The organism is Methylobacterium aquaticum, from assembly GCF_001043915.1.
Taxonomy (GTDB): Bacteria; Pseudomonadota; Alphaproteobacteria; order Rhizobiales; family Beijerinckiaceae; genus Methylobacterium; species Methylobacterium aquaticum.
The window spans coordinates 16,409-43,064 of sequence record NZ_LABX01000047.1 but is presented as its reverse complement, the minus strand read 5'-3'; the positions used below and the strand labels follow the sequence as shown (position 1 = coordinate 43,064).

Genomic DNA, 26,656 nt, shown 5'->3' with positions numbered 1-26,656 from the left:
GTGCGAAGCGGACTTGCGGCGGCGGCCACCGCTTCGTCCGCTTAGGGTCTTGTTTGATCGCAGATTTTTGCCGCCGAACCGGTGACCGCTTCGGCGAAATCTGCTTAGGCTTCCCGGCACGCCCGGGAAGAGGCGTGCGGGAGGAGGCGGGACGGGCGCCGCGGCGCTGCCGGCGCTCCCGCGCGCCTGGATCACCGGGCTCCGGTCACAGCAGGCAGCCCTCATGAGCCTCATCACCTATCTCACCCGGATCCAGTTCGAGCGCGGCGCCGTCCGGATGATCGGCGAGGAACTGGCGCTGCTCGGCGCGCGCCGGCCCCTCGTTGTCACCGATCGCGGCGTCGTGGCGGCCGGGCTGATCGCCCGCGTCCTCGACGCCGCCGGCCTGCCTGCGACCACCCCGGTCTTCGACGGCACGCCCGAGAACCCGACCGAGGAGGCGACGCTGGAGGCCCGCGACCGCTTTGTGACGGAAGGGTGCGATTCGGTGATCGCAGTCGGCGGCGGCTCGCCGCTGGACCTCGCCAAGGGCGCGGCCCTGCTCGCCACCCACGAGGAGCCGCTGGCGACCTACGCCGCCATCCTCGGCGGCATCCCGCGCATCCGCGCCGACCAGCCCCCGGTGATCGCCGTACCGACCACCGCCGGCACCGGCAGCGAGGTCGGACGCGCGGCCCTCCTCACGCTGGCGGATGGGCGCAAGCTCGGCTTCATCTCGCCCCACCTGATCCCGAACGTGGCGATCTGCGACCCCGAACTGACCCTGGGCCTGCCGCCGGGCCTCACCGCCGCCACCGGCATGGATGCCCTGACCCACTGCATCGAGACCTATCTCAGCCCCCGCCACAACCCGCCGGCCGAGGCGATCGCCCTCGACGGGCTGGCCCGCGCCACCCGCTCGCTCCTCCGCGCGGTCCGGACCGGGAGCGACATCGCGGCGCGCGAGGACATGATGATGGCCGCGCTCGAGGGCGGCATGACCTTCCAGAAGGGCTTGGGCGCCGTCCACTCGATGTCGCACGCGCTGGGCGGCCTGAAGGCGAAGCGCCTGCACCACGGCACCCTCAACGCGGTGATCCTGCCGCACCTGCTGCGCTTCAACGCACCGGCCTGCGAAGCGAAATACGGCGCCCTGCGCCAGGCAATGGGCCTCCCCGAGGGCGCCGACCTCGCCGCCGCGATCGAGGCCCTGAACCGCGATCTCGGCCTGCCGACCGACCTCGCCGCGATGGGGGTGACCGAGGCCGAGTGCGAGGCGCTGATCCCCCGCGCGGTCGAGGATCACTCGACGGCGACCAACGGCCGGCCGGTCGGGGCGGAGGATTTTCGAGAGTTGTTCCGGGCCTCGCTGCACGGGCAAGCCGCTTAGAGCGCTTCACGATCGCATGGCAATCGCGAAGCTTCTCTAGCTCTTTGATTTTGCCGCATTTCTACGACGAACCGGTATCCACTTCGTCGGAAAATGCTCTGGGGAACGGGGCAGCCGCCACGGACGCGACGCTAAGCAGACTTGCGTTGGCAGGCCAACGCTTCGTCCGCTTAGTCTCTTGTTTGACCGCAGATTTTTGCCGCCGAACCGGTGACCACTTCGGCGAACTCTGCTTAGGTCTCGACCCATGGTCTCGTCACGCTCCGGGTCGTGACGGGACAGCGCCGGATACGGACCACACCGGAGGGCGTTCCGCGCGATCCTCGTCCGCCGGCGTGTTGGACCCCCGGGCGCCGCTGTCGCGGCCCTGGGACATCGAGAGGCGCGGCACCCTGCCCTGCCTCGGCGCGCCCGACGTCGCGCCACAGCAGGCCCTGGGCGGCGACGTCACCCGCCCGCTGACGCGCGCCGCCAACGGCACGGACGTGCGCGCGCTGCCGCAGGACACGGCGATCCCGCACGAGGCGTCCGGCCGGGAGCGGGCGGCTCCGACCGGTCCGCCGCAACCAACCCTCAAGCTTAAGCCCCGGTGAGTCGAACCGGCGCCATTATCGGAAAACGCCATCGCTTTCGCTGACCAGCGGAGCAGAGACGCGGGGCTGGTCTTGGCTCAGCTTCGCTTTCGGCTGGATCGGCGGTCACGTGCATGTTACCTCCCCGATACGGAACCGATCCGGTTCGTCTCCCTCCTTCTCCCGGAACTGCCATGCTTCGCCGGTTTCACCTGGGCCGGATGGCCTGCCTGTCGGCGGTCCTCCTCGCCGGTCATCTCGTTGCGGCCTTCCCTGCGGCGGCGTGCCCGGCCTCGCTGCCGGCGGCGGCGGAACGGATGAGCCTCGCCGTGACCGAGGCGCATGTGGCGCGGCGCGAGGCGGTGCGGGTGCTCGCCATCGGCTCGTCCTCCACGGAGGGCGTCGGCGCCTCTGCGCCGGACCGGACCTATCCGCACCTCCTGGAGCAGTCCCTGCGCACCGCCTGGCGCGGCACCCCGGTCGACGTCATCAACGCGGGCATCGGCGGCGAGACCGCGAACCAGACGCTGGCGCGCCTCGCCGAGGCTCTCACGCAGCCGGTCAAGCCCGACCTGGTGATCTGGCAGGTCGGCACCAACGACGCGATCACCGGCGGCAGCGAGACCGCGTTCCGGGAGCGGCTGGAACAGGGCATCGCCCTCGTCCGCGCCGCCGGCAGCGACCTCATCATCCTCGACCAGCAATATTACCCGGCGATCCCGGACCACGCCCGCTACGAGCGCTTCGTCGGCCTCGTGGCGTCGGTGGCGACCGGCGCCGAGGTGCCGGTCTTCTCCCGCTACGCCCTGATGAAGGACTGGAACCGGCAGGATCCGGGCCTGCTCGCCGGCATGCTGTCCGCCGACAACTTCCACATGGGCGACCAGGGCTATGCCTGCCTCGCCCAGGCGCTCGGCCGCGACATCCGCGACGCCGTGACGCCGCGGCCCGACCCGCTCCAGGCGGTCGCCCGCGCCAAGCGCCAGAAGCTGCCGGACCACGTGGCCCTCAAGCGGGGCTGAGCCCGCCTCATCCTCGCGACATCGGCCTGATCCGCGCCCTCGAACGACCCGTTCGAGGGCGCGGCCGTGTCAGAAAGCCGGCGCGCGCAGGTGCCACTCCGTCGCCCCCTGATAGGCCTGCCCGATGCGCAGGGCCGTCGCCTCGTCATAGCCGCGGCAGACGATCTGGAGCGAGAGGGGCAGGCCCGCCGGCGTGAACCCGTTCGGCAGCGCCAGGGCGCAGAGCTCGAGCAGGTTGCCGAAGCGGGTGAAGCGCGAGGGCATCACCGCCTGGTCGACGGCGTCGAGGGGAATCGCGGCGGTCTCGGTGGTCGGGGTCAGGAGGGCGTCGATGCCCTCCATCGCCTGGGCGAAGAGGGCCTTCATCTCCTGCTGCATCCGGCGCGTGCGCAGGTAGTCCTGCGCGGTCACCCCGGCCCCGGCGAGGGTCCGCAGGCGGACATCCTCGTCGAGGAGCGAAGCCCGGTCCTCCGACAAGGCGCCGTTGAAGAAGTAGCACTCGGCCATCACGATCGCCGAGGTCGCCAGCAGATCGGCGAAGCGGAACGGCAGTGCCACGTCGACGATCTCGGCGCCGAGATGTGCCAGCGCCTCCAGGGAGGCATCGTAAGCGTCGAGCATCTCGGGCGAGACGCCCGCCCGCTCCGCGGCGGGCATGCGGGCGAGGCGCAGGCCCCGGACGCCGCGACGCAGCACCGGCATCGGGTCCTCGGGGTCGATGCCCCGCGTATTCGGGTCGCGGGGATCGGGGCCCGACAGCACGGTGTAGAGCAGCGCCACGTCCTCGACGCTGCGGGCCATCGGCCCCGGCGTATCGAGGGTGGTGCTCAGGGGCACGATACCGGCGGTGCTGATGCGGCCGACCGTGACCTTGAGGCCGGTGAGCCCGCAGAACGAGGCCGGCAACCGCACCGAGCCGCCGGTATCGGTGCCGATCGCCCAGGGCGCCATCCGGGCCGCCACCGCGACGCCCGAGCCGCTCGACGAGCCGCCGGGCGTCCGCGGCGTCTCCCGGTCCCAGGGGTTCCAGGGCGTGCCCATGTGCTGGTTGGTGCCCCAGCCGCCGAAGGCGAACTCGACCGTGTGGGTCTTGCCGAGCACGATCATGCCCTGCGCCAGCATCCGCCGGGCGATCGTGGCGGTCCCGGTGGCGCGGCGCGCGCGAAAATGCGCCGAGCCGCCGGTGGTGATCCGGCCGTCGAGATCGATCAGGTCCTTGAGCGCCACCGGCACGCCATGCAGCGGGCCGACGGCGTGGCCGGCGCGGATCATCCGGTCGGCGCCCTCGGCGGCAAGCCGGGCATCGTCGCCATAGACCTCGACGAAGGCCCGGAGCTGCGGATCGAGGCGCGCGATGCGATCGAGATGCGCCTCGACGACCTCGACCGGCGAGATCTCCCGGGCCGCGATGGCGCGGGCGAGGGCATGGGCGGGACGCTCGGCAAGATCGGTCACGAGAGGGCTCCTCACTGGACGCTGATCCGGGTCATGTCCACGAACCAGGATTGGGGCGAGACGAAGCCCTTCACCCGCGGCGACATCGCCCGGGGGTTGAGGTCATGCACGATATACAGCCAGGGCGGATCGTCGACCAGGCGCTCATGCGCCACCCGGGTGGCCTTGGCGACGGTCTCGGGGTCGGTCGCGGCGGCAAGCTCGGCCAGGGCCGCGTCGAAGCGGGCATCCTTCCATTGCGGGAAGTTGAAGCCCTTCGGCGAGACGTTGGCGGAGGCGAAGTAGCGCGCCATCACGGCGACGTCCGAGGAGGGCGACGAGACGTTGAGCGCGTTCGCCCCCTGCAAGGCCGGCGCGTCGGGCGCCGCCCGCCCGGCATTGAGCAGCACCTGCCACTCGACGACGTTGAACGTGACGTCGACGTTGCAGGTCTGCTTCAGGTTCTCCTGCAAGAACTCGTTCATCGGCAGCGGCTGCATCTGCCCCGAGCCGGAGGTCGAGATCATCACCTTGAGGGCGAGCGGATGTTTGTCGGTGAAGCCGGCCTCGGCGAGCAGCGCCCGACCCTTCTGGGGATCGAGGCGGTAGCGGTTCTGCGGCGCGCCGAAATTCGGATCGGCGGCCTTGAGCCAGCCGACCGACGGCTCGGCGGTGCCGTTCAGGAAGGTCACCAGCCCGTCCCGGTCGATGCAGTAGTTCAGCGCCTGGCGCACCCGCACGTCCTTGAGCGGGCTGTTGGCGGCACCGATGTTGTAGAACCACGGCCAGACATGCGGGTAGGAGCCGGTGGTGATGGTGAAGCCCGCCTGCCGCAGGGAGGCGAGGCCGTCCGGCGCCGGTGCCTCGATCCAGTCGACCTGACCCGCACGGAGCGCCGCGATGCGGGCATTGGCCTCGGGAATCGGCATCAGCCGCACCTTGTCGACCTTGGCGAGGTTGTCGCGGTCCCAGTAAGCGGGATTGCGGGCGAGTTCGACCGCCTCGCGCGGACGGACCGCGGTGATGCGGAACGGCCCGGTGCCGGCCGCCGGCAGCATCGCGACCTTAGCCCAGTCCCGCCCGGCCGCCTCGAACGAAGCCGGCGAGGTGAACAGCAGGTAGACCACCATGTAGGGGAAGTACGACGCTGGACTGGCGCTGGTGATGGCGACCGTGCGGTCGTCGATCTTGCGGTAGCTCGCCAGCAGGGGCGCCCGCGCCCGGGTGATGCCGGCGGCCGGCAGCTCGTAGTGCGGGCTGTCCGACTTGAAGTAGCGGTCGAGGTTCCAGATCACCGCGTCGGCATCGAAGGCGGTGCCGTCATGGAAGTGCACGCCCTGTCGCAGGTGGAAGATCCAGGTCTTCGCGTCGTCCGGCGCCTGCTCCCAGCGTTCCGCAAGGCCCGGCCGCAGCCCCGCCAGCCGGTCGGTGCGCGAGAGGTCCCACAGGACCAGCCCCTCGAAGACCGGGTAGCCGAGGAAGCGCATGCCCTCGAAGCCGTTATTCGGCATGCCGGTGGTGGTCGGCACGTCGGCGGCGGTCATGCCGATGCGCAGGACGGACCCGCCGGCCGGGGGCGACTGGGCGAGGGCCGGTGCGGCGGCGAGGACGAGCGCGGCGAGAGCCGCGGGGGGACGGATCGGGCGGGGCATGGCGGCAGGCTCCGGAAGGCCCGCCCGCCACCGCAAGAGCCGGGCCAGTCCGGCTCTCGCGCAGTATCGCCGTCAGCTCTTGAGCCGGTACCCCGTGCGGAAGATCCATGCCACGGCCGCCAGGCAGGCGACCAGGAACACCACGGCCATGGCGAGGCTCACCGCCGGGTTGACGTCCGAGTGGCCGTAGAAGCTCCAGCGGAAGCCGCTGATGAGGTAGACGACCGGGTTGAGGAGGCTCACGCTCCGCCACAGGGGCGGCAGCATGTCGATCGAGTAGAAGCTGCCTCCAAGGAAGGTCAGCGGCGTGACGATGAGGAGCGGCACCAGTTGCAGCTTCTCGAAGCCGTCCGCCCACAGGCCGATCACGAAGCCGAACAGGCTGAAGGTGACGGCGGTGAGCACCAGGAACAGCACCATCACGAACGGGTGCTCGATGCGCAACGGCACGAACAGGGCCGAGGTCGCCAGGATGATCAGCCCGAGCATGATCGACTTGGTGGCCGCCGCGCCGACATAGCCGGCGACGATCTCGGTCGCCGAGATCGGCGCCGACAGAATCTCGTAGATCGTGCCGGAGAAGCGCGGGAAGTAGATGCCGAACGAGGCGTTGGCGATGCTCTGCGTGAGCAGCGTCAGCATGATCAGCCCCGGCACGATGAAGGCGCCGTAAGGGACACCATCGACCGAGGTGATCCGCCCGCCGATCGCGGCGCCGAACACCACGAAGTAGAGCGAGGTCGAGATCACCGGCGCGACGATGCTCTGGAGCAGCGTGCGGAAGGCGCGGTGCATCTCGAAGCCGTAGATGGCACGGATGGCGGGCCAGTTCATGCGCGGTCCTTCACGAGATCGACGAAGATGTCCTCGAGCGAGCTTTGCCGGGTCTGGAGGTCGCGGAAGCGGATGCCGGCGGCGGCGAGGTCGGTGAGGAGCGCGGTGATGCCGGTGCGCTCGGCCTTGGTGTCGTAGGTGTAGGTCAGCCCGGTGCCGTCCTGCGACAGGGAGAGCGGATAGCTGGCGAGAGCGGGCGGCAGGGCGGCCAGCGGGTCGTGGAGCTGGAGCGTCAGCTCCTTGCGGCCGAGCTTGCGCATCAGCTCGGCCTTCTCCTCGACCAGCACGATCTCGCCCTTGGCGATCACCCCGACCCGGTCGGCCATCTCCTCGGCCTCCTCGATGTAGTGGGTGGTGAGGATCACGGTCACGCCCTGGTCGCGCAGGCGGCGCACCAGGCGCCACATGTCCTGGCGCAATGCCACGTCGACGCCCGCGGTGGGCTCGTCGAGGAACAGGATGCGCGGCTCGTGCGAGAGCGCCTTGGCGATCAGCACCCGGCGCTTCATGCCCCCCGACAGGGTCATGATCTTCGCGTCGCGCTTCTCCCACAGGGAGAGGTCGCGCAGGATCCGCTCGATATGGGCGGGATCGGGCTTCAGGCCGAACAGGCCGCGGCTGAAACTCACCGTCGCCCACACCGTCTCGAAGGCGTCGGCGGTGAGTTCCTGCGGCACGAGGCCGATCAGCCGCCGGGCCAGGCGGGGTTCGGCCAGGATGTCGTGGCCGCCGACCGTCACCGTGCCGGTGCTCGGCGTGACGATGCCGCAGATGATGCTGATGAGGGTCGTCTTGCCGGCGCCGTTGGGCCCGAGCAGGGCGAAGATCTCGCCCTGGCGGACGCTCAGGTCGACGCGCTTGAGCGCGGCGTGGCCCGAGGCGTAGGTCTTCGACAGATTGGCAATCGTGATGATGGGCGTCATCCGGTCCCAGGGCGTGTCAGGGCGAGCGGGGTCGCCCATCACCTAGGCCGCGGAGGCCGGCTCGCCACCGTCCTTGGCCGACAAGGCGTCGCGCCGGAGCAGGGCGCAACGAGGAAGCGGCCGGGTGTGGCCTGGATGTGCCCCCTTCCTCCACCCGGCCGGTGCCGAAACGCACACGGCGGAACGGGGTCAGGCGGTCTTTTCGGCGCTCTCCTGATCGCGATCGTCCTCGTCGGCGACCTCGTCGCCGTCATCGACGTCCTCGTCCGGCCGCTCGGCCTCGTCGTCCCGCGTCCGGGGCTTGGTGTAGAAATTGCCGACCAGCAGCGCCTCGCCGGCCGTCACCATGGCGCTGAGATAGGCGTTGATGGTCGTCGGAGCGGCGTCGGGCAGCGCACGCAGGATCTGCGGCTGCGACAGGCCCTGTGGCCCGGCCCCATCGATCAGCGCCTTGAGGCGGCCCTTGGTCGAGTTCGCCCGCGGGCCGCGTGGGCCCCGCCGCCCGCTCGCGCGGGGCTCGCCCCTTTCCGGGCTGGGGACTGGCCCCGCAGAGGGCGGCAGCAGGCCGAGATCCTCGATCGGCGTCTCCTCGATGATGGCCCGGAGCGCGTTCTCGGCGAGCCGGAGCTTCGCCAGCTCTGTCCCGATCCGCTCGTACTCCGCCTCGAGTGCCGCCCTGCGCTGGCTCACATCAGCCAAGGCTTTCATGAGCGCATCATTCCCCGACATTGCCCCTCCGGTGAAACTGGGCGGGTGTCCCTTGCACAGGCCCTGGCTCCCGTCAACGAAGCCGAGCCTCTCTCCTGATGCTGCAATCCCCGATCGAACGGTGTGAGCGGCGCTGTAGTGCCATGTTCGCAGACTCCCGCTCGACAGCAGAGCGCCGAACCGGCTTGATTGCATGCCATCAAATCATCAAAACAAATCGCAGTGGTGCAATAAAAAAGATTGTTTTTACATATGTTCATAGCTATAAAACGAAATATCAAGAAAATCACGGACATGAAAAATGCCCGCCCGGTCGAAGCAAGTCCACCGCCATCGGGCAGGTCGCAGCGACGCCACTCTATCCCGTGCCCGATCGGGCCACGAGCCGGACAATTCCGAGCCCATTCCAAGAGACCGCAGACCGTTGCCAAGCAACAGCTTGCGCTCCGCGACAGCGACATCTTGTAAGCGGCCGTCGGCTGATGCTCGCCGACGCGCGGTGCGATCGGGGTGGTTGGCGGATCGAGGCGGCGGCGTGCCGCCCCGCTACGACAAGCTCGCCCACATCGTCGCGCCCGCCCTCGCTCTCGCCCCGTCAGCGCATTCCGGTGCTGATCGGGTCTCGAACCTGGACGAGTAATGTCTTTACATCTATCGATTGCAACCGTTGTTCAAAGCGCTCCGCGCACTATGCCTCTCGAAAACAATGACGGACATATCAGCGCCTCCGCGAGCCTCACGAGCATCACTTTTGCCGAGCGCTCAAATAAAATACATGGAAATAAACTTCCACTCGAAATTGGCGATTCGCGCTCAACCAGAACACAATTCAAACCGTTCCACCAAATATGAAAGAAAACATCATGAGTGTTGACAGAATGCGGCAGTTGCTCGATCTCGGATGCAGATTTCCCGATCAGCAACATAGCCTTCCGGGTGAAGCACGATTCGAGAGGCACGTCAAGCTTTTTTCTGGAATCGATCTTTCCTCGCGCGCGTCGATCGGATCGTTCAGCTATAGCTGGTCTCACATAAGCCCTGTCATCAAATCAATAGGACGCTACTGCTCGATTGCGCATAGCATTTCTTTTGGCGAATTCGAGCATCCGATCGATCGATTTACGACATCGGCCATTACCTTTGATTATGGAATGTTCGAAGAGGCGGCTTTCGGCACGAATTATAGAACGCAAGGTTTTTCGGAGGATAGCCGATTCTTCAAGCAGATCGAGATCGGCCACGACGTCTGGATCGGATCGGGAGCCTATGTGCGTGCGGGGGTCAAGCTCGGAACAGGCTGCATCATTGGAGGACGGAGTATCGTCACGAAAGACGTTCCACCCTACGCTGTTGTCGTCGGAAATCCCGGGCGCATCATAAAATATCGATTTGATGAAAAAACCATCGAGCGACTATTGAAAAGCGAATGGTGGAAGTATAAATTTACTGATTTTGTCGATATAGATTTTAGAAAAATCGAACAATTCCTTGAACTGATAGAGTCTGGCAATCTCAAGGTGTTCGACGAAATATTCTTTTGAGGAGATACGGCAGTGGCTTCGTCGCTGCCTTTTTGTGTCTCCATCGGGCGCTTTCTTGCCGTCCGCATCGCGAAGCGACGGTGAGGCGGGTCGCGATGCGGACGGTGCCTGGATTCCTTTGTCGCTCCCGCGGTGAACATGCGCCCGAGCGATCCGTCCGGCAGACACGCCGCGTCGTGAGGGCGCCGAGGCGGTCGGCTCGGCCAGTCACGACCAACGGCGCCCGCACCTTTCTCGGATCGGGCAATCATGTCGGGCGATCATGGGCTTCATCCACCCGGAACGCCGTTCGTTCCGACCCGGAAAACCTGCGATGACGGTGGGATGTGGTGAGCGCGCTGGGACTCGAACCCAGGACCTACAGATTAAAAGTCCGTTGCTCTACCAGCTGAGCTACGCGCCCGCATCCCGGACGATGGCGCGGCGCTGGTAGGCCGACCCGATCCTGCTTGGGACAGGGCGGACATAGGGGGTTGACGCGGCCGGGTCAACCGGGGGACCAGGGCCGCCCACACCCAGCCGCGTTCCGATGCCGCCAGACCCCGCCCTGCTCGCTGCTTCCGCCGTCGCCTGGCGGCGCTTCGCCGGCCTCCTCCTCGGCACGGCCGCGGCGATGGGGCTCGTGGTGCTCGCCTTCGTGACGATCCTCGATCCTTATGGCCTGCGTGCCGCGCCGGGACGGGCGCCGGGGCCGATCATGGATCTGAACCAGCGCTTCATGTACCCGCAGGTGGTGCGGGGCGGCGCCTACGACGCGGCGGTGTTCGGCACCTCGACCGCCCGCCTCCTCGACCCCCAAGGACTCGACCGGGCCTTCGGCGGCCGTTTCGCCAACCTCGCCATGAATGCGGCGACCCCCTGGGAGCAGACCCAGGTCGCCCGGCTCTTCCTCACCCGCGCGCCCGCGAAGGCAGTGCTGTTCGGGCTCGACGCGCCCTGGTGCGAGGCGCAGGCCGACGTGAAGCGCCTGACCTTCCGGCCCTTCCCGCCCTGGCTGTACCGGGAGCCACCGGACTGGACCGCGCCGTTCCGCCAATGGAACCAGCAGAGCGTCGAGATCGCCGGGCGGGTGCTGCTCCATGCCCTCGGGAGGATGCCGGTGCGGATCCGTGGCGACGGCTACGAGGTCTTCACCCCGCCGGAGGCGAGCTACGACGCCGCCCGCGCGGCCGCGCATATCCACGGCGACGGAACGGCTCCCGATGGGCAGACCGACCTCGGGGCCCCCTTCCCGGCCCTGCCCTGGCTCGACGAACTCCTCGGCCTCGTCCCGGCGGACGGGCTCGCGCTCGTCGCCTTCATGCCGGTGAACGTGGCGGCCCAGCCGCGCCCGGGCAGTGCCGCGGCGGCACGGGAGGAGGTCTGCAAGGCGCGGGTGGCCGAGATCGCCCGCCGGCACGGCGCGACGCTGGTCGATTTCCGCATCCCGTCGGTGGTTACGCGGGACGACACGAATTACTGGGACGCTCTGCACTACCGCCTGCCGATCGCCGCCCGCATCGTCGCGGATCTGAGACGGGCGGTGGAGGAGCGACGCGACGATCCGGACGGTGTCTACCGCGTCCTCGCCGCCCCGTCCGGCGGGGGGAAATAGGCCGTTCGGGCGCGCCGGCGCAGTCCCCTTCGCGGCGGCACGAAGCCCCGTGGCGAGTGCCGCCGCGGGCGGCGGAGCGGGACGGAGGGCGGTGCTGCGCTACCGGGCCCGGGCGATGCAGAAATCCACCGCCTCGAGCAGCGCCTGCTTCATCGGCGAGGCCGGGAACAAGGCCAGCGCGTCCTTGGCCATGGCGCCGTACTGGCGCGCGCGCGCGATCGTGTCCTCCAGGGCGCAGTGGCGGCGCATGATCGCGATGGCCGCCTCGAGATCGCGGGGCTCCTCGATCTCCTGGCGCTCCAGGGTGCGGCGCCAGAAGGCCCGCTCCTCGTCGCTGCCGCGGCGGAACGACAGCACCACCGGCAGGGTGATCTTGCCCTCGCGAAAGTCGTCGCCGACATTCTTGCCGAGATCGGCGCTGGTGCCGCCGTAATCGAGGGCGTCGTCGACGAGCTGGAAGGCGATGCCGAGATTCATGCCGTAGCTGCGGCAGGCGGCGATCTCGGGCGTCGGCCGCTCGGCGATGACCGGGCCGACCTCGCAGGCGGCGGCGAACAATTCGGCGGTCTTGGCCCGGATCACCGCCAGGTACTCGTCCTCGGTGGTCTCGGTGCTGCGGGCGGCGGTGAGCTGCATCACCTCGCCCTCGGCGATCACCGAGGCGGCCGAGGACAGGATGTCGAGGGCGCGCAGCGAGCCGACCTCGACCATCATCTTGAAAGCCTGACCGAGCAGGAAGTCGCCGACGAGGACGCTGGCCTCGTTGCCCCACTTGATCCGCGCCGCCACCTTGCCGCGGCGCATGTCGCTCTCGTCGACCACGTCGTCGTGGAGCAGCGTGGCGGTGTGCATGAACTCGACGCTGGCGGCGAGCTTGACGTCGCCATCGGCTTGTTCGCCCTTTGCCGGGCCGTAGCCGCTCAAGGAGGCGGTCGCGAGGGTCAGGATCGGGCGCAGGCGCTTGCCGCCCGAGGAGATCAGGTGGTTGGCGACCTCCGGGATCATCGTCACGTCGGAGCCGGTGCGCGACAGGATCATCGCGTTGACGCGCTCCATCCCGCCGGCCACGAGCCCCACCAGGGCATCGAGGCTGGCCTCTGGGTCGGAGGGTTTGTCCTGAAGGGGAAGTACGACGCCCACGCCCGCGCGATCTCCTCAGAGCCGCCCCGGACCGCGGGGCTCCTCGATCTATTCCCGCCCCCTTTGGCACGCGACCGCCCCCGGCGGCAACACGCAAGCTGCCGCAAGCCCCCGTGGCGCATGGCGCGACCTGGGGATGCGGCGCACCCGGCGCCCGACTGTGGTATGGCCGCCGCGATCCGAGCAAGGACCCGCGTACCGCACCATGATCGAGCTGATCCGCACCAACGATCTCGTCCTGATCGGCTTCGCGGAATCCCTTCTCACCGGCGCCGAGATCCCGGTTCTGGTGGCCGACACCCATATCAGCGTGATGGAGGGGATGATCGGCGCCTTCCCGCGCCGGCTGCTGGTGCCGGACGACCATGCCCGCCAGGCGCGGCGCATCCTCACCGATGCGGGCCTCGCCCACGAGTTGCGGCCATCATGACGGGCGCGACGGACGCCCTGCCCGTGGCCGATGCCTGGCTCGGCGGGCGGCTCTCCCTGCGCCAGTCGCCGCGGGGCGCCCACCGGGCCGGGACCGACGCGGTGCTGCTCGCCGCGAGTGCCGGCGAAACGGCCTCCGACCTGACCGTCTGCGACCTGGGTGCCGGCACCGGGGCAGTCGGGCTCGCGGTCGCCCGCGCCTGCCCGCAGGCGCAGGTGATGCTGGTCGAGCGCGACCCGGAGGCCGCATCCCTGGCTCGCCTCAACGCACAGGAGAACGGGCTCGCCTCCCGCGTCCGGGTGATCGAGGCCGACGTGACCGCGCCGGGCCGCGAGCGCCGCGCCGCCGGCCTCCTGCCCGATTCCATCGACCTGCTGCTCACCAATCCGCCCTTCTTCGAGCCCGGCCGTCACCGTGCCTCGCCGGTGGCGGTCCGGGCTGCGGCGCACGGCTTCTCCGCGCCCGGCGGACTGGAAGCGTGGCTGCGCACCTGCGCCGACCTCGTGCGCCCCGGGGGCCGGCTGGCGCTGATCCACCGGGCCGATGCGCTCCCGGCCTGCCTCGACACCCTGGCCGGCCGGTTCGGTGGGCTCCAGGTCACGCCGGTCCAGCCGCGGGCGGAGGCTGCGGCGATCCGGGTGCTGGTATCCGGCGTGCGCGGCAGCCGGGCGCCGTTCACCCTGGCACCGGCCCTGGTTCTGCACGGGCCGGACGGACGGTTCACCGAGCAGGTGGCGGCGATGCATCGGGGTGAGGCGGCGTCAGCGTAACGAGACCGCCCCGCCCGGATGCCGCCAGATTGTCCCGTCGAGTTCCAGTTCCATCAACAAGCCCTGGACCATCCGGGCTGACATCCCGGCCTGCCGCGCCAGGGCATCGACCGGGACCGGTGACGGCCCGAGCAGGTCGAGCAGGATGGCCCGCTCATCCTGGCGCATCACGGGCTGCGGCGGCTCGTCCAGGGGGAGCTGCTCCGGCTCGGCCGCCATCGCGGTGACCGGCTCGGCAGAGAAGTCGATCTCGTCCCAGTAGAGCGCGGGCTCCGGCCGGTCCGCCGCGTCCTCGGCCCCGCCGTCCGGCGCCGGCCCGCCGATCAGGGGCGCCAGCACCGCCATGACGTGCTCGGGGGCGGCGCAGAGCGTGGCACCGTCGCGGATCAGGTCGTTGGTGCCCTCGGCCCGGGGATCGAGGGGCGAGCCCGGCACGGCGAAGACCTCGCGGCCCTGCTCCAGGGCGAAGCGGGCGGTGATGAGCGAGCCGGAACGGCGGGCCGCCTCGACCACGATCGTGCCGAGGGACACCCCCGAGATGATGCGGTTGCGGCGCGGGAAGTCGCGGCCCCGCGGCTCCCAGCCCATCGGCATCTCGGCGATGATCGCGCCGCCGGATTCGAGGATGCGGGCGACCAGCTCCTCGTGCTCGGAGGGATAGATCCGGTCGTGCCCGCCGGCCAGGACCGCGACGGTGCCGCTCGGAAGCGCCGCCTTGTGGGCCCGGGCATCGATGCCGCGGGCCAATCCTGAGACGATCACCAGCCCCTCGGCGCCGAGCGCGTGCGACAGGCGCTCGGTGAAGGTGAGGCCGGCCGCCGAGGCGTTGCGCGAGCCGACGATGGCGACGGCGGGCCGGGTCAGGCAGGCGGCGTCGCCGCGCAGGCAGAGCAGCGGCGGCGCGTCGGCGGTGGCCTGGAGCGGCAGGGGATAGTCCGGCTCGCCCATCGCCACGAAGCGGGCGCCGAGGCGGGCGGCGGCCGCGATCTCGCGCTCGGCCTCCGCCCTCGTGGTCACCCGGATCGGCTTGCCCCGGGCCTTGGCGAGGCCCGGCAGGGCCTTGAGCGCCGGGCCGGCCCCGCCGAAGCGGTTCACCAGGCCCCGGAAGGTGCGTGGCCCGATGCCCTCGGAGCGGATCAGCCGGAGCCAGTCGAGGCGCTGCGCGTCGCTTAACTGCAAGACCCACTCCCCTCGAAGGTCCGTCGAACCTTGGGTGAGGGCCGCTGTCGGACCGTCAGCCCTTCTGCCCGATGCGCCCTTCCGTGCCGGCGGCGAGGCGGTGGATATTGGGCGCGTGCTTCCACCATAGCAGCAGGGCGAGGACGCAGAACAGCACCGCGAGGCGCCCCTGGCCGAAGGCCCACAGGGCGGCGGGGGTGGCGGCGGAGGCCGCCAGCGCCGAGGCCGAGGAGTAGCGCAGGAGCACGGCGAGGCCGATCCAGACCGCGGCGAAGACCAGGACGCCGAGCGGGAACAGGCCGAGCAGCACCCCGATGAAGGTGGCGACGCCCTTGCCGCCCTTGAAGCCGAGCCAGACCGGGAAGAGGTGGCCGAGGAAGGCGCCGAGCCCCGCCGCCAAGGCCGCCTCCGGCCCGCCGAACCGCGATGCGAGCAGCACCGCGGCAGTGCCCTTGAGCGCATCACCCAGAAGCGTCGCGGCGGCGAGCCCCTTGCGGCCGGTGCGCAGCACGTTGGTGGCGCCGATATTGCCCGAGCCGATCGCCCGCACGTCGCCGAGTCCGGCCAGGCGCGTGAGGATCAGCCCGAAGGGAATTGCGCCGAACAGGTAGCCGATGACGAGCCAGAGGCCCACTTGCGTCCAGTCCGGCGCCATCAGCGCGGCTCCTCGATACGATGAACGATGCGGCCGGCGACCATGGTCAGTGCGGCAAGGCCCTGCAACCGCGCCTCGTCGAAGGGCGAGTTCTTCGAGCGCGACTTCAGCTGGCGCTTGTCGAGAATGTAGGGCGCGTCCGGGTCGATCAGCACGAGGTCGGCGGGAGCGCCGGGGCTGAGGCGCCCGGTCTCGCGGCCGAGCACCCGCGAAGGCGCGGCCGAGAGGGCGGCGAGGAGCCGCGGCAACGAGACGTCGCCGGCATGCACCAGACGGAGGGCGGCGGCGAGCAGCGTCTCAATCCCGAGCGCCCCATCGGCGGCTTCGGCGAAAGGCAGGCGCTTGGTCTCGACGTCCTGCGGGTTGTGATCCGAGACGACGACGTCGATCACACCCTCGTTGAGCGCCGCGACGACGGCCTGACGGTCGGCCTCGGTGCGCAAAGGCGGCGAGAGCTTGCAGAAGGTGCGGTAGTGGCCGATGTCGTTCTCGTTCAGCACCAGGTTGTTGACCGAGACGCCGCAGGTGACGGGCAGTCCCGCCTCCTTGGCTTTGCGCACGATCTCGACCGAATCGGCGCAGGAGATCATGGCGGCGTGGTAGCGCCCGCCGGTCAGGCGCACGAGGCGGATGTCGCGTTCGAGCAGGATCGTCTCGGCCTCCCGCGGGATGCCGTGCAGGCCGAGCCGCGAGGCCATCTCGCCCTCGTTCATCACCCCGTCGCCGACCAGCGTCGGCTCCTCGACGTGCTGCATCAGCAGCACGCCGAAATCGCGGGCATAGGTGAGCGCCCTGCGCATGACCTGGGCGTTGGTGACGGCCTTCAGCCCATCCGTGAAGGCGACGGCGCCGGCCTCGGTGAGCAGGCCGAACTCGGTCATCACCTGGCCGGCGAGGCCCTTGGTGATGGCGGCGGCGGGCAGCACGTGGATGCTGGCAGTGTCGCGGGCCCGGCGCAGGACGAAATCGACGATCGCCGGCTCGTCGATCGGCGGGTTGGTGTCGGGCATGCACACCAGCGTGGTCACGCCGCCGGCGGCGGCGGCGGCGCTGGCGCTCGCCAGGGTCTCGCGGTGCTCGGCGCCCGGCTCGCCCACGAAGGCGCGCAGATCCACGAGGCCGGCGGTGAGCACCTGCCCGCCGCACTCGATCACCTCGGCGCCCTCGGGCAGGGGCGCGGCGGGCCCCCAATGGATGTCGGCGATCGACCCGCCGCGGACGAGCACCGCGCCCGGGCCCTCGCGGCCGGTGGCGGGATCGATCAGGTGGGCGTTGGTGAGGAGGAGTGGGGTCATGCGATGGGGTCTGTGTTCGGCGGAGGCGAGATGGTGCGGCGCTCGACGGTGGCCAGCACGGCGTCGAGCGCGAGTTGCGGCTTGCCGAGAAAGGCTTCGTTGGAAAACCGCATGATCTCGAAGGATTGGCTGCGCAGCCAGGCATCGCGGGTCGCGTCGCGATTGCGGCGCTCGGCCGTCTCATGCGGCTCGCCGTCGAGTTCGACGATCAGCCGTGCGGACGGGCAAAGGAAATCGACGATGTAGGGAGTGATCGGGACCTGCCGCTTGAACTTGTGGCCGTGTAGGCGACCGGCGCGCGCCAGGCTCCAGAACAGGGCTTCGGCGCGGGTTGAAAGGGAGCGCTGATCCTTCGCGAAGTCTCTCAGACGTTCGGAGACCGGATTTCGCTTCCCTTGCTCCACCCACTCCTCCTCTTAAAGCTCGCCGCCCAACCCCTCCCCCCTCTGCGGGGGAGGGTGCCCCACGGAGTGGGGCGGGAGAGGGGAACCCGCTTCCGGAGAGGTCGCGACCGTGATGAAGGGCGCCCTCTGGATCAGCGTCGCGCTGCCCCTCTCGGCGGGACTTCGTCCCGCTGCGCTCGCTCCGCTCGCCGCCCTCCCCCGCAGAGGGGTGAGGGTTCAGGCCGCGCGCCCTTGCCCCAATCCTCACGCGTTCGGCAGGTGCATGGCCAGCGCTTCCAGCACCGCCATCCGCACCGCGACCCCCATCTCGACCTGTTCCTTGATCAGCGACTGCGCCCCGTCGGCAACCTCGGACGAGATCTCGACGCCGCGGTTCATCGGGCCCGGATGCATCACCAGCGCGTCGGGCTTGGCATGGCGCAGCTTGTCGCCGTCGAGGCCGAAATACCGGAAATATTCCTTCACGGACGGCACGAAGGAGCCGTTCATCCGCTCGCGCTGAAGCCGCAGCATCATGACGATATCGACGCCCGCAAGGCCCTTGCGCATGTCGGTGAAGACCTCGACGCCGAAGCGGGGAAGGCCCGGCGGCAGCAGGGTCGAGGGGCCGATCACCCGCACCCGGGCGCCGAGCGCCTGGAGCAGAATGATGTTCGAGCGCGCCACCCGCGAATGCAGGACGTCGCCGCAGATCGCGACGGTGAGCCCCTCGACCCGGCCCTTGTTGCGCCGGATGGTCAGGGCGTCGAGCAGCGCCTGGGTCGGGTGCTCGTGGGCGCCGTCGCCGGCATTGACCACCGAACAATCGACCTTGCGGGCGAGCAGGTGCACCGCCCCGGCCTGGTGGTGGCGCACCACGATGATGTCGGGGCGCATCGCGTTGAGGGTCGCGGCGGTGTCGATCAGGGTCTCGCCCTTCTTCACCGACGAGGAGGCGACCGACATGTTCATCACGTCGGCGCCGAGGCGCTTGCCGGCCAGCTCGAACGAGGACTGGGTCCGCGTCGAGGGCTCGAAGAACAGGTTGATCTGGGTGCGCCCGCGCAGCGTCGTGCGCTTCTTCTCGACCTGGCGGCTGATCTCGACCGCCTCGTCGGCACGGTCGAGAAGCGCCGCGATATCGAGGGGCGAGAGGCCCTCGATGCCGAGGAGGTGGCGGTGCGGGAAGCCGGGGGGTGCCTGGGTGCTCATCCTGAGCCGAGGGCTATAGGAGCCGCGGGGACGGGTCGCAAGGATGGCTTGCAACGGTCCTCGGTATTTGACAACCGCCGCGTCATCACCCACTTGTCCGCTTCGCCGCGCGAAAATCCGCGCCGGCCGCCCCGCACAAGTTGAAGCCCGATCTGCCGCGGTGTGCTCTTCGAAGAGGCAGCCCGTCCATGAAAGTCGTCGTCGTCGAGTCGCCTGCGAAAGCCAAGACGATCAATAAATACCTCGGCAGCGACTACGAGGTGCTGGCCTCGTTCGGACATATCCGGGATCTTCCGGCGAAAGACGGCTCGGTCGATCCCGAGCAGGACTTCCATATGCTGTGGGAGCTGGAGGATCGCGGGGCGAAGCGCGTCGCCGAGATCGCGAAAGCCGTCAAGGGCGCCGACACGCTGATCCTGGCGACCGACCCGGATCGCGAGGGCGAGGCGATTTCCTGGCACGTGTTGGAGGCGCTCCAGGCCAAGAAGGTGCTCAAGGACGTCGCGATCGAGCGCGTCACCTTCAACGCCATCACCAAGGACGCGGTCGAGACCGCGATGGCCCAGCCACGGGCGATCGACCAGGCCCTCGTCGACGCCTACCTGGCGCGCCGGGCGCTGGATTACCTCGTCGGCTTCAACCTCTCGCCGGTCCTGTGGCGCAAGCTGCCGGGCGCCCGCTCGGCCGGCCGGGTGCAGTCGGTGGCGCTCCGCCTCGTCTGCGACCGCGAGCGCGAGATCGAGACCTTCAAGCCGCGGGAATACTGGTCGATCGTCGCGACGCTCAAGACCGCGAGCGGCGCCGTGTTCGAGGCCCGGCTGGTGGGCGCCGACGGCAAGCGGATCCAGCGCCTCGATGTCGGCAATGCGGAGGAGGCGGAAGGCTTCCGGCGCGACCTCGAACTCGCCACCTTCACGGTCGCCTCGGTCGAGGCCAAGCCGGCCAAGCGCCACCCGCAGCCGCCCTTCACCACCTCGACCCTGCAACAGGAGGCGTCGCGCAAGCTCGGCCTCGCCCCGGCCCAGACCATGCGGGTGGCCCAGCGCCTCTACGAGGGCATCGAGATCGGCGGCGAGACCGTCGGCCTCATCACCTATATGCGGACCGACGGCGTCGACATGGCGCCCGAGGCGGTCGCCCAGGCGCGCCAGGTGATCGGCGCCGAATACGGCGACGCTTACGTGCCCGGCGCGCCGCGCAAGTACAGCGTCAAGGCCAAGAACGCGCAGGAGGCGCACGAGGCGGTGCGGCCGACCGATCTCGGCCGGCTGCCGAAGGACGTCGCCCGCTACCTCGATCCCGAGCAGGCCAAGCTCTACGAGCTGATCTGGATCCGCACGGTGGCGAGCCAGATGGAATCGGCGGAGCTGGAGCGGACCACGGTCGAGATCGCCGCCCAGGTCGGCCCGCGCCGCATCGATCTGCGCGCCACCGGCCAGGTGGTGAAGTTCGACGGCTTCCTCACCCTCTACCAGGAGGGCAAGGACGACGAGGAGGACGAGGAATCCCGCCGCCTGCCGCCGATGCGCAAGGACGACGCGCTGACCCGCGAGCGCATCGCCGCGACCCAGCACTTCACCGAGCCGCCGCCGCGCTATTCCGAGGCGAGCCTCGTCAAGCGGATGGAGGAACTCGGCATCGGCCGGCCCTCGACCTATGCCGCCGTGCTCCAGGTCCTGCGCGACCGCGAATACGTCAAAATAGACAAGAAGCGCCTGGTGCCGGAGGACAAGGGCCGGATCGTCACCGGCTTCCTCGAGAGCTTCTTTCGCCGCTACGTCGAATACGACTTCACCGCCGACCTGGAGACCCAGCTCGATCGGGTCTCGAACGCCGAGATCGACTGGCGCGCGGTGCTCCGCGACTTCTGGCGCGACTTCTCCGCGGCGATCGCCGGCACCAAGGAATTGCGCACGGCGGAGGTGCTGGAGGCACTGAACGGGCTTCTTGCCGAGCACATCTTCCCGGCCAAGGCCGACGGCTCGAACCCGCGCGCCTGCCCGAACTGCGCCGGCGGGCAGCTCTCGCTCAAGCTCGGCAAGTTCGGCGCCTTCGTCGGCTGCTCGAACTATCCGGAGTGCAAGTATACCCGCCAGCTCAACGCCACCGGCCTCGACGGCGACGGCGAGGGATCCGGCGAGGGCGGCCAGCCGGGCGTGCGCGTGCTCGGCGACGATCCCGAGACCGGCCTGCCCGTGACCTTGCGCGACGGCCGGTTCGGCCCCTTCGTGCAGCTCGGGGAAGCCTCGGCCGAGAAGGGGGCGGAGAAGCCCAAGCGCTCCTCCCTCCCCCGCGGCCTCGCTCCCTCGGCCGTCGATCTTGAGAAGGCGCTGAAGCTCCTCTCGCTGCCGCGCGAGGTGGCGAAGCACCCCGAGACCGGCGAGCCGATCCTGGCCAATATCGGCCGCTACGGGCCTTACGTGCAGCACGGCAAGACCTACGCCAATCTCGGCAAGGACGACGACGTGCTGGAGGTCGGCGCCAACCGCGCCATCGACCTGATCGTGCAGAAGGAGCAGGGCGGCGGGCGGCGCCCGGCGCAGGATCCCGGTCGCCTGATCGGCACCGCGCCGGACAGCGGCAAGCCGGTCACCGTGAAGGCGGGCCGCTACGGCGCTTACGTCACCGACGGCGAGATCAACGCCACCCTGCCGAAGGGCGCCGATGCGGAGGCGGTGACCCTCGACGAGGCCCTGCGCCTGATCGCGGCCCGGCGCGAGGCCGGGGGCGGGACGAAGAAGAAGGCGGGCGCGCGCAAGACCGCGGCCAAGGCCACGGCATCCAAGGCCACGAAAGCGGCGGGAAAGGACATGGCGGAGGCGCACGACGAGGAGGGAGCCGACGCGAAGCCGAAGGCGGCCGCGCGGAAGATTGCGGCCAAGAGCACCGCCGCCAAGGCCGCCACTGCCGAGGCCACGGCCACCGCCAAGCCGGCAACGGCCAAGAGGGCTCCGGCGAAGAAGGCTCCGGCGAAGAAGCCGGTGGCCAAGAGCGCGGCCGGCGAGTAGGGCGCCCCAGCCCGATTCTCCGCCCTGCCGCAGACGCGCGGGATTGACGGGGGTGCCTCACATCCCTCGCATCTGGCGGTCGAGGAAGGCCTGGACGGTTCCGACGCGCTCCGCCACGCGCTCGGTCACGCACATCTGCACGGTGGTGCCGTAATACAGCATCCCGAGGCTCTTCTGCTTGTGGCACTCGTAGGCCGGCTGCGCGTAGAGGCTGCCGGCGAAGAGCACCGGGAGGGCCAGCACCTTGGCGAGGGCCGAAAGGCCGCCGAGGAAGCGCGACCGGGACGGCACAGGCGCGGTCGCCCAGACGATCTCGATGGTGCGCACGTCATGGTGGCGCAGATCCTCGCAAGAGAGATCCTGCCGGCGGACATCTTCGCGGCGGACATCTTGGCCGCGCCGGTCGTGGATGTCGAACCGGGCCGAGATCCGGGACGCCGGCTCGAAACGGTGCGGAACCCGGTCGGGGAGCGTCAGGGGCGGAAGCGGCCGGCGCACCCCGCCGCGGCTCTCGGCGACCATCCGGCGGAAATCGGCGTTCGTCAGAGCCATGGCTACCACCGTCTCCCCAGGATCCCAGAGCGAGGCACGGGCGCCTCGGTCATCGGGATCCTTGCGTCCGGCGTGCCAACCGAAACCGTTCGGAAACCATGCCGCTACGGCACATTCCGCGGGGACATGACGACCCGGTGGAATGTCGAGCCGTCGTGCTCGTGGCGTGGTTGTATCAGGACGAGGCAGCCGCCTCAGCCGCCCTCCCCTGTTCCCAGAGCTTTCTCGTAGCGCCAGGCGGTGGTGCCGTCCTCGTAGTAATCGGGCACAGTCTCGAAGCGGCGATAGCCGCTGCGCTCGTAGAGGCGGATGCCGGCGCCGTTATCCTCGCGGACCTCCAGGCGCAAGGAGTCGCAGCCCCGGGCCAGGGCCTCGGCCTCGGCGGCCTGGAGCAGCACCCGGCCGAGCCCGGTGCCGGCCCGGCTCGGCGCGACCGCGATCGAGGACAGCCGGGCGTGCCGGCTGCCGCGGCGGCGCTCGATCGTGGCGGCGCCGACGAGCACCGCCTCGTCGAGGGCGACGAGGAGCGAGATCGACGGCGACCCGATGGCGTGGCGGATCGCCCGGCGCTCGGCCCGATCGGTGGCAAAGGCCGCAGCCTCGAGCGCCATCAGGGCGTCGAGGTCCTCCCGGATCGCCGGCCGGATCGCGACGGCCGGTGCTCGCGCGGGATGGCCGCTCGCGCGGCCTTGGCCGGAATAGCCGCTCACGCGGTCTTCCACGGATAGGTCCAGGTCTCGGTCAGGGTCTGGCCGCGGGCGCGCAAGAAAGCGCGCAGTTCGGTCGATTGCCCGGGCTGGTCGAGCCGCACGTCGATCGCGGCGCGAAACCCCTTCACGTGGAGGTTCGGCACCAGCGAGACCGCCGTGATCTTGCCCTGGGTCGTGGAAGGCACGATCTCGACGGTCTTGGGGTCGGTGAGCCAGTAGGCGAGGTCGCCGCCCGAGAAATCGACGAGGAAGCGCCGGGTGCGCGGCTCGCTGGCATCCGCCGTGCCGCCGCTCGCCGTGGTGCGGGCAACGTAGGTGTTCACCACCCGGCCGCCGGGATGCAGCTCGTCGCTCTCGGCGAGCGCGCGGATCTTGTAGGACAGCTCCACCGCCTCGCCGGGCTTGTAGGGCTGCTTCGGCTGCCAGGAGGCCACGATGTTGTCGTGGGTCTCGTTCTCGGTCGGCAATTCGACGAGGCGCACCGTGCCCTCGCCCCACTCGCCCTGCGGCTCGACCCAGTAGCCCGGGCGGCGGTGGTAGAACGCTTCGAGGTCCTGGTAATCCTCGAACACCCGGTCGCGCTGCATCAGACCGAAGCCCTTCGGGTTGCGGTCCTGGAAAGCCGAGATGCAGCGCTCCTTCGGGTTGCGCAAGGGCCGCCAGATCCACTCGCCGCCGCCGGACTGCATCAGGAGCCCGTCGGAATCGTGCAGCTCGGGGCGGTAATCGTCCGAATGGTGGCGATCGTTCTCGCCGATGAAGAACATCGAGGTCAGGGGCGCGATGCCGATCGTCGCCAGTTCGCGGCGCGGAATGAGCGTGCAGCGCACGTCGACCACGGTCTCGTCGCCCGGATAGACCAGGAACTGGAACGCGCCGGTGCAGGACGGCCCGTCGAGGAGGGCGTAGATCACCGCCCGGTCGGCGCCCTTCGGCGGCATCTCGATCCAGAACTCGCGGAAGACCGGGAATTCCTCCGGTCCGCCGACGCCCTCGACATTGACCGCGACGCCCCGGGCCGACAGCCCGTAAAGCTGGTCGCGGCCGAGGAAGCGGAAGTAGCTGGCGCCCAGGAACGAGATCAACTCGTCGAGCACGGCCGGCTTGTTGAGCGGATAATGCAGCCGGAAGCCGGCAAAGCCCAGGGTGACCGGCAACGGCTTGTCGATGACGGTGCGGCCGTAATCGAACAGGGCGGGCTGGTAGGGCACCGGTGTCGGCACCCCGTCCCGCACCACGTTCACGGTCACCGGCCGGGTATAAAGAAAGCCGGGATGGAACAGCTGGAGCCGGAACGGTCCGTCCTGGTCGCCCAGCAATGCCTTGTCGGGCCGGAAGCGGATGTCGCGCCAGGCATCGTAATCGAGCGAGGCGAGCGGCGCCGGCAGCGGCGGCACGTTGGCCTCGAACGGTGCACCGGCCAGGGCACGCGCCCGCCGCACCACCTCGTCGAAGCGGAAGCGCGGGGGGCCGGCCGGGGCCGGGCTCGGATCCGGCGGCGGCAGGGCGCTCGGGCCGGGCTGGGTCGGCCCGACCTGGGCGGTGGCCGCCCGGGTCAGGGCGGCGGTGGAGAGCAGGCCGGCGAGGAGCGCGCGGCGCGAGGGGGCGAGGGTCATGATGGTCCGGATACTATCGCGCGCGTCCTGAACGCGCGCCCGCGTCGCTGCGCTGAATGGCCCGTCCGGCGCCACTTGAGAAGTCCCTGCGGCGTGACGCTGTCTCCACACGGCAAGCCCCGTCCGGGGCGCCCCGGCCCCCGCCCTGTCTCCCTGCTGCCACGTTGGGGAAATCCAGCGAAAATCCACAGGACGGGGCTTGCGGCGGAGGGCCAGGCTCCGTATTTACCGCCTTGCCCAATTTCGCACGTGCCTGTGGCCGCGTGCCGGTTGGTGGGCATCCGGACAAGAGGCCGGACAGCCGCCAGGGGTCTTAAAGGATCGATGGCCGGGAAGGGTGGATCCCTCCGGCCGGCATCCAGGTGGCAACACCGGACCCCGACAACAACCGGCAGCCGGAGGCAAAACCGGCGAACCCCGCTCTCCACGGGGGACGCAGCTTAAAGCAACGACGAACGGGCTTTTTTGGTCTCGTCGGCCCTCCAAAGGCCGACACCGAAGAGGCTTGTTTCTCCTTGCCCCGAGTGCGGATCGGGTTTCCCCGTTCCAAGCAAAGGCAGCTTCCGGGTGCTCTGCGCCCGCGTCGCACGGCGTGTCTCCACAGCACGTCCGCGCCGCGCCGCATCGCCCCCTGACGCCGGACGGCCGACGCGCGCCGTCTTGATCTCGACATCGGGTTCCCGCGGGAGCCCTCTCGAACCTTTGGTGGGGGCTGATCATGACCGATCGCATCCGCGATTTCCTGCGCGTCCGCCGCGAACTCGGCCAGGACGAGGGGCCCGTGATGGTCCTCGACCTCGACGTCGTGCGCGACAACTACACCGCCTTCGCCCGTGCCCTGCCGGACACCCGGGTCTTCTACGCCGTCAAGGCGAACCCGGCCCCCGAGGTGCTGCGGGCGCTCGCCGAGATGGGGTCGTGCTTCGACACCGCCTCGGTGGTCGAGATCCAGATGGCCCTCGCCGCCGGCGCCACCGCCGACCGGGTGTCGTTCGGCAACACCATCAAGAAGGAGCGCTGCATCGCCCGCGCCCTCGATCTGGGCGTGCGGCTGTTCGCCGTGGACTGCCAAGCCGAGATCGACAAGATCGCCCGCGCGGCCGATGCGGTCAAGGTCGCCCGTGAGGACGTGCAGGTGTTCTGCCGCATCCTCTGCGACGGCGCCGGGGCCGAATGGCCGCTCTCGCGCAAGTTCGGCTGCGTGCCCGAGATGGCGGTGGACGTGCTGGAGCACGGAACCCGGGCGGGGCTCCACGCCTACGGCGTGTCGTTCCATGTCGGCTCGCAGCAGGGCAACACGGAAGCCTGGGACGGGGCGCTCGCTTCGGCCGCGATGATCTTCCGTGAATGCGCCCATCGCGGCATCCATCTCTCGATGGTCAATCTCGGCGGCGGCTTCCCGACCAAGTACCTCAAGGCGGTACCGGGCGTGGAATCCTACGGCGACGCGATCTTCCGGGCGCTGACCAAGCATTTCGGCAACCATCTGCCGGAGACGATCATCGAGCCGGGCCGCGGCATGGTCGGCAATGCCGGCGTGATCGAGGCCGAGGTGGTGCTGGTCTCGCAGAAGTCCGACGCCGCCGACGAGGTGCGGTGGGTCTATCTCGACATCGGCAAGTTCGGCGGCCTCGCCGAGACGATGGACGAGTCGATCCGCTACCGCATCGTCACCGAGCACGACGAGGACCGCACGATCCCCTGCGTGCTCGCCGGCCCGACCTGCGACTCGGCCGACGTGCTCTACGAGAAGACCCCGTACCCGCTGCCGATCTCCCTGGCGATCGGCGACAAGGTGCTGATCGAGGGGGCGGGCGCCTACACCACCACCTATGCGGCGGTGGCGTTCAACGGCTTCCCGCCGCTCCAGTCCTACGTGATCTGAGGACGCGGCGCCGAACGGCGCCGCTCCGTCGGAACGAAGCGCCGGGCCCGCCGTTTTCTCGGGCCCGGCGCGTTCGCGCCTCTTCTCCTCACCAAGTCCCGGACGGCCCGCCGCGTGCGGCGGGTGCGAGGGCTGTCCTTTGCCCGTTTTCTGTCAGTATCGGGAGGGTACG

The 26,656-nt window shown here is 69.7% G+C and carries 24 protein-coding genes and 1 tRNA gene; 10 read left to right on the top strand and 15 right to left on the bottom strand.

The features are described 5' to 3' along the window. Positions 1-223: 223 nt before the first annotated feature. The 3 genes from VP06_RS06475 (at position 224) to VP06_RS06465 (ending at position 2,963) form a co-directional block, all read left to right on the top strand. Positions 224-1,369, top strand: coding sequence for an iron-containing alcohol dehydrogenase (locus tag VP06_RS06475; protein WP_048463010.1), 1,146 nt, complete (start codon positions 224-226; stop codon positions 1,367-1,369). Positions 1,370-1,704: 335 nt separating this feature from the next. Further along, on the top strand, positions 1,705-1,962 hold the full coding sequence (locus VP06_RS06470; protein ID WP_156295482.1) for a hypothetical protein: 258 nt from the start codon (positions 1,705-1,707) through the stop codon (positions 1,960-1,962). A gap of 173 nt (positions 1,963-2,135) precedes the next feature. Then, complete coding sequence (locus VP06_RS06465; protein ID WP_053081557.1) at positions 2,136-2,963, top strand: SGNH/GDSL hydrolase family protein; 828 nt, start codon at positions 2,136-2,138, stop codon at positions 2,961-2,963. Between the two features lie 69 nt (positions 2,964-3,032). Here the strand turns inward: VP06_RS06465 and VP06_RS06460 are convergent, their stop codons facing one another. The 5 genes from VP06_RS06460 to VP06_RS06440 all read right to left on the bottom strand — a co-directional run bounded on the left by VP06_RS06460 (position 3,033) and on the right by VP06_RS06440 (position 8,514). Next, entirely contained in the window at positions 3,033-4,418 is a 1,386-nt protein-coding gene (locus VP06_RS06460; RefSeq protein WP_082167211.1) for an amidase, read from the bottom strand. 11 nt (positions 4,419-4,429) lie between these two features. Then, entirely contained in the window at positions 4,430-6,049 is a 1,620-nt protein-coding gene (locus tag VP06_RS06455; RefSeq protein ID WP_048463007.1) for an ABC transporter substrate-binding protein, read from the bottom strand. A gap of 72 nt (positions 6,050-6,121) precedes the next feature. After that, positions 6,122-6,883, bottom strand: coding sequence for an ABC transporter permease (locus VP06_RS06450; RefSeq protein ID WP_048463006.1), 762 nt, complete (start codon positions 6,881-6,883; stop codon positions 6,122-6,124). Then, positions 6,880-7,806 carry an ABC transporter ATP-binding protein gene (locus VP06_RS06445; RefSeq protein WP_048463005.1) on the bottom strand — a complete coding sequence of 309 codons (927 nt, stop codon included), beginning with the start codon at positions 7,804-7,806 and terminating at the stop codon, positions 6,880-6,882. Before VP06_RS06445 ends, VP06_RS06450 begins: the two co-directional genes overlap by 4 nt. Positions 7,807-7,995: 189 nt before the next feature. Then, positions 7,996-8,514 (bottom strand): hypothetical protein, encoded by a 519-nt coding sequence (locus VP06_RS06440; RefSeq protein ID WP_245291080.1) that lies wholly within the window; start codon positions 8,512-8,514, stop codon positions 7,996-7,998. A 514-nt stretch (positions 8,515-9,028) separates the two neighbouring features. On the opposite strand from VP06_RS06440, the gene VP06_RS38535 reads away from it, so the two are divergent. Together VP06_RS38535 and VP06_RS34540 are read left to right on the top strand one after the other, a co-directional pair. After that, positions 9,029-9,154, top strand: a complete 126-nt coding sequence (locus VP06_RS38535; RefSeq protein ID WP_280950165.1) for a hypothetical protein — start codon at positions 9,029-9,031, stop codon at positions 9,152-9,154. Between the two features lie 238 nt (positions 9,155-9,392). Further along, a complete protein-coding gene (locus tag VP06_RS34540; protein WP_197093149.1) occupies positions 9,393-10,055 on the top strand; it encodes a CatB-related O-acetyltransferase in 663 nt (220 codons plus the stop codon). A gap of 327 nt (positions 10,056-10,382) precedes the next feature. On the opposite strand, the gene VP06_RS06435 is transcribed toward VP06_RS34540, so the two are convergent. Further along, positions 10,383-10,458 (bottom strand) — tRNA-Lys (locus tag VP06_RS06435). 126 nt (positions 10,459-10,584) lie between these two features. On the opposite strand from VP06_RS06435, the gene VP06_RS06430 reads away from it, so the two are divergent. Further along, positions 10,585-11,649: a hypothetical protein gene (locus VP06_RS06430; RefSeq protein WP_048463003.1), complete on the top strand. Its 1,065-nt coding sequence runs from the start codon at positions 10,585-10,587 to the stop codon at positions 11,647-11,649. A gap of 99 nt (positions 11,650-11,748) precedes the next feature. Here the strand turns inward: VP06_RS06430 and VP06_RS06425 are convergent, their stop codons facing one another. Continuing rightward, positions 11,749-12,789 (bottom strand): polyprenyl synthetase family protein, encoded by a 1,041-nt coding sequence (locus VP06_RS06425; RefSeq protein ID WP_048463002.1) that lies wholly within the window; start codon positions 12,787-12,789, stop codon positions 11,749-11,751. 205 nt (positions 12,790-12,994) lie between these two features. Here VP06_RS06425 and VP06_RS06420 point away from each other — a divergent pair, with 205 nt between their 5' ends. Next, the gene (locus VP06_RS06420; RefSeq protein ID WP_048463001.1) at positions 12,995-13,219 is read left to right on the top strand and encodes a putative signal transducing protein; all 225 of its coding nucleotides are present in this window, start codon (positions 12,995-12,997) and stop codon (positions 13,217-13,219) included. After that, on the top strand, positions 13,216-13,989 hold the full coding sequence (locus VP06_RS06415) for a tRNA1(Val) (adenine(37)-N6)-methyltransferase (RefSeq protein ID WP_048463000.1): 774 nt from the start codon (positions 13,216-13,218) through the stop codon (positions 13,987-13,989). The genes VP06_RS06420 and VP06_RS06415 overlap by 4 nt, the downstream gene beginning before the upstream one ends. Here the strand turns inward: VP06_RS06415 and dprA are convergent. The 5 genes from dprA to VP06_RS06390 form a co-directional block, all read right to left on the bottom strand. Then, the gene (gene dprA / locus VP06_RS06410) at positions 13,981-15,168 is read right to left on the bottom strand and encodes a DNA-processing protein DprA (RefSeq protein WP_048462999.1); all 1,188 of its coding nucleotides are present in this window, start codon (positions 15,166-15,168) and stop codon (positions 13,981-13,983) included. The genes VP06_RS06415 and dprA overlap by 9 nt on opposite strands. A gap of 55 nt (positions 15,169-15,223) precedes the next feature. Continuing rightward, positions 15,224-15,823, bottom strand: a complete 600-nt coding sequence (plsY, locus tag VP06_RS06405; RefSeq protein WP_048462998.1) for a glycerol-3-phosphate 1-O-acyltransferase PlsY — start codon at positions 15,821-15,823, stop codon at positions 15,224-15,226. Further along, complete coding sequence (locus VP06_RS06400; RefSeq protein ID WP_048462997.1) at positions 15,823-17,118, bottom strand: dihydroorotase; 1,296 nt, start codon at positions 17,116-17,118, stop codon at positions 15,823-15,825. The genes plsY and VP06_RS06400 overlap by 1 nt, the downstream gene beginning before the upstream one ends. After that, on the bottom strand, positions 17,115-17,522 hold the full coding sequence (locus VP06_RS06395) for an endonuclease domain-containing protein (protein WP_048462996.1): 408 nt from the start codon (positions 17,520-17,522) through the stop codon (positions 17,115-17,117). The genes VP06_RS06400 and VP06_RS06395 overlap by 4 nt, the downstream gene beginning before the upstream one ends. A gap of 243 nt (positions 17,523-17,765) precedes the next feature. After that, complete coding sequence (locus VP06_RS06390; RefSeq protein WP_048462995.1) at positions 17,766-18,713, bottom strand: aspartate carbamoyltransferase catalytic subunit; 948 nt, start codon at positions 18,711-18,713, stop codon at positions 17,766-17,768. Positions 18,714-18,901: 188 nt separating this feature from the next. On the opposite strand from VP06_RS06390, the gene topA reads away from it, so the two are divergent. After that, positions 18,902-21,721, top strand: a complete 2,820-nt coding sequence (gene topA / locus VP06_RS06385; protein ID WP_048462994.1) for a type I DNA topoisomerase — start codon at positions 18,902-18,904, stop codon at positions 21,719-21,721. A 57-nt stretch (positions 21,722-21,778) separates the two neighbouring features. On the opposite strand, the gene VP06_RS06380 is transcribed toward topA, so the two are convergent. The 3 genes from VP06_RS06380 to VP06_RS06370 all read right to left on the bottom strand — a co-directional run bounded on the left by VP06_RS06380 (position 21,779) and on the right by VP06_RS06370 (position 24,599). Then, on the bottom strand, positions 21,779-22,273 hold the full coding sequence (locus VP06_RS06380) for a hypothetical protein (RefSeq protein WP_048462993.1): 495 nt from the start codon (positions 22,271-22,273) through the stop codon (positions 21,779-21,781). A gap of 194 nt (positions 22,274-22,467) precedes the next feature. Beyond that, a complete protein-coding gene (locus VP06_RS06375; RefSeq protein ID WP_048463025.1) occupies positions 22,468-22,983 on the bottom strand; it encodes a GNAT family N-acetyltransferase in 516 nt (171 codons plus the stop codon). Next, entirely contained in the window at positions 22,980-24,599 is a 1,620-nt protein-coding gene (locus tag VP06_RS06370; protein WP_048462992.1) for an OpgD/OpgG family glucan biosynthesis protein, read from the bottom strand. Before VP06_RS06370 ends, VP06_RS06375 begins: the two co-directional genes overlap by 4 nt. Before the next feature lie 718 nt (positions 24,600-25,317). Here VP06_RS06370 and VP06_RS06365 point away from each other — a divergent pair. After that, positions 25,318-26,484 carry a type III PLP-dependent enzyme gene (locus VP06_RS06365; RefSeq protein ID WP_048462991.1) on the top strand — a complete coding sequence of 389 codons (1,167 nt, stop codon included), beginning with the start codon at positions 25,318-25,320 and terminating at the stop codon, positions 26,482-26,484. Positions 26,485-26,656 lie beyond the last annotated feature (172 nt).

What these genes read in the sequence shown, in the direction of transcription:
- VP06_RS06400 (WP_048462997.1), bottom strand. Translation starts at nt 17,118, where the DNA reads ATGACCCCACTCCTCCTCACCAACGCCCACCTGATCGATCCCGCCACC.
- VP06_RS06445 (WP_048463005.1), bottom strand. Translation starts at nt 7,806, where the DNA reads ATGACGCCCATCATCACGATTGCCAATCTGTCGAAGACCTACGCCTCG.
- topA (WP_048462994.1), top strand. Translation starts at nt 18,902, where the DNA reads ATGAAAGTCGTCGTCGTCGAGTCGCCTGCGAAAGCCAAGACGATCAAT.
- VP06_RS06420 (WP_048463001.1), top strand. Translation starts at nt 12,995, where the DNA reads ATGATCGAGCTGATCCGCACCAACGATCTCGTCCTGATCGGCTTCGCG.
- VP06_RS06465 (WP_053081557.1), top strand. Translation starts at nt 2,136, where the DNA reads ATGCTTCGCCGGTTTCACCTGGGCCGGATGGCCTGCCTGTCGGCGGTC.
- plsY (WP_048462998.1), bottom strand. Translation starts at nt 15,823, where the DNA reads ATGGCGCCGGACTGGACGCAAGTGGGCCTCTGGCTCGTCATCGGCTAC.
- VP06_RS06370 (WP_048462992.1), bottom strand. Translation starts at nt 24,599, where the DNA reads ATGACCCTCGCCCCCTCGCGCCGCGCGCTCCTCGCCGGCCTGCTCTCC.
- VP06_RS06390 (WP_048462995.1), bottom strand. Translation starts at nt 18,713, where the DNA reads ATGAGCACCCAGGCACCCCCCGGCTTCCCGCACCGCCACCTCCTCGGC.
- VP06_RS06430 (WP_048463003.1), top strand. Translation starts at nt 10,585, where the DNA reads ATGCCGCCAGACCCCGCCCTGCTCGCTGCTTCCGCCGTCGCCTGGCGG.
- VP06_RS06380 (WP_048462993.1), bottom strand. Translation starts at nt 22,273, where the DNA reads ATGGCTCTGACGAACGCCGATTTCCGCCGGATGGTCGCCGAGAGCCGC.
- VP06_RS34540 (WP_197093149.1), top strand. Translation starts at nt 9,393, where the DNA reads ATGCGGCAGTTGCTCGATCTCGGATGCAGATTTCCCGATCAGCAACAT.
- VP06_RS06455 (WP_048463007.1), bottom strand. Translation starts at nt 6,049, where the DNA reads ATGCCCCGCCCGATCCGTCCCCCCGCGGCTCTCGCCGCGCTCGTCCTC.
- VP06_RS06450 (WP_048463006.1), bottom strand. Translation starts at nt 6,883, where the DNA reads ATGAACTGGCCCGCCATCCGTGCCATCTACGGCTTCGAGATGCACCGC.
- VP06_RS06365 (WP_048462991.1), top strand. Translation starts at nt 25,318, where the DNA reads ATGACCGATCGCATCCGCGATTTCCTGCGCGTCCGCCGCGAACTCGGC.
- VP06_RS06440 (WP_245291080.1), bottom strand. Translation starts at nt 8,514, where the DNA reads ATGAAAGCCTTGGCTGATGTGAGCCAGCGCAGGGCGGCACTCGAGGCG.
- VP06_RS06475 (WP_048463010.1), top strand. Translation starts at nt 224, where the DNA reads ATGAGCCTCATCACCTATCTCACCCGGATCCAGTTCGAGCGCGGCGCC.
- VP06_RS06415 (WP_048463000.1), top strand. Translation starts at nt 13,216, where the DNA reads ATGACGGGCGCGACGGACGCCCTGCCCGTGGCCGATGCCTGGCTCGGC.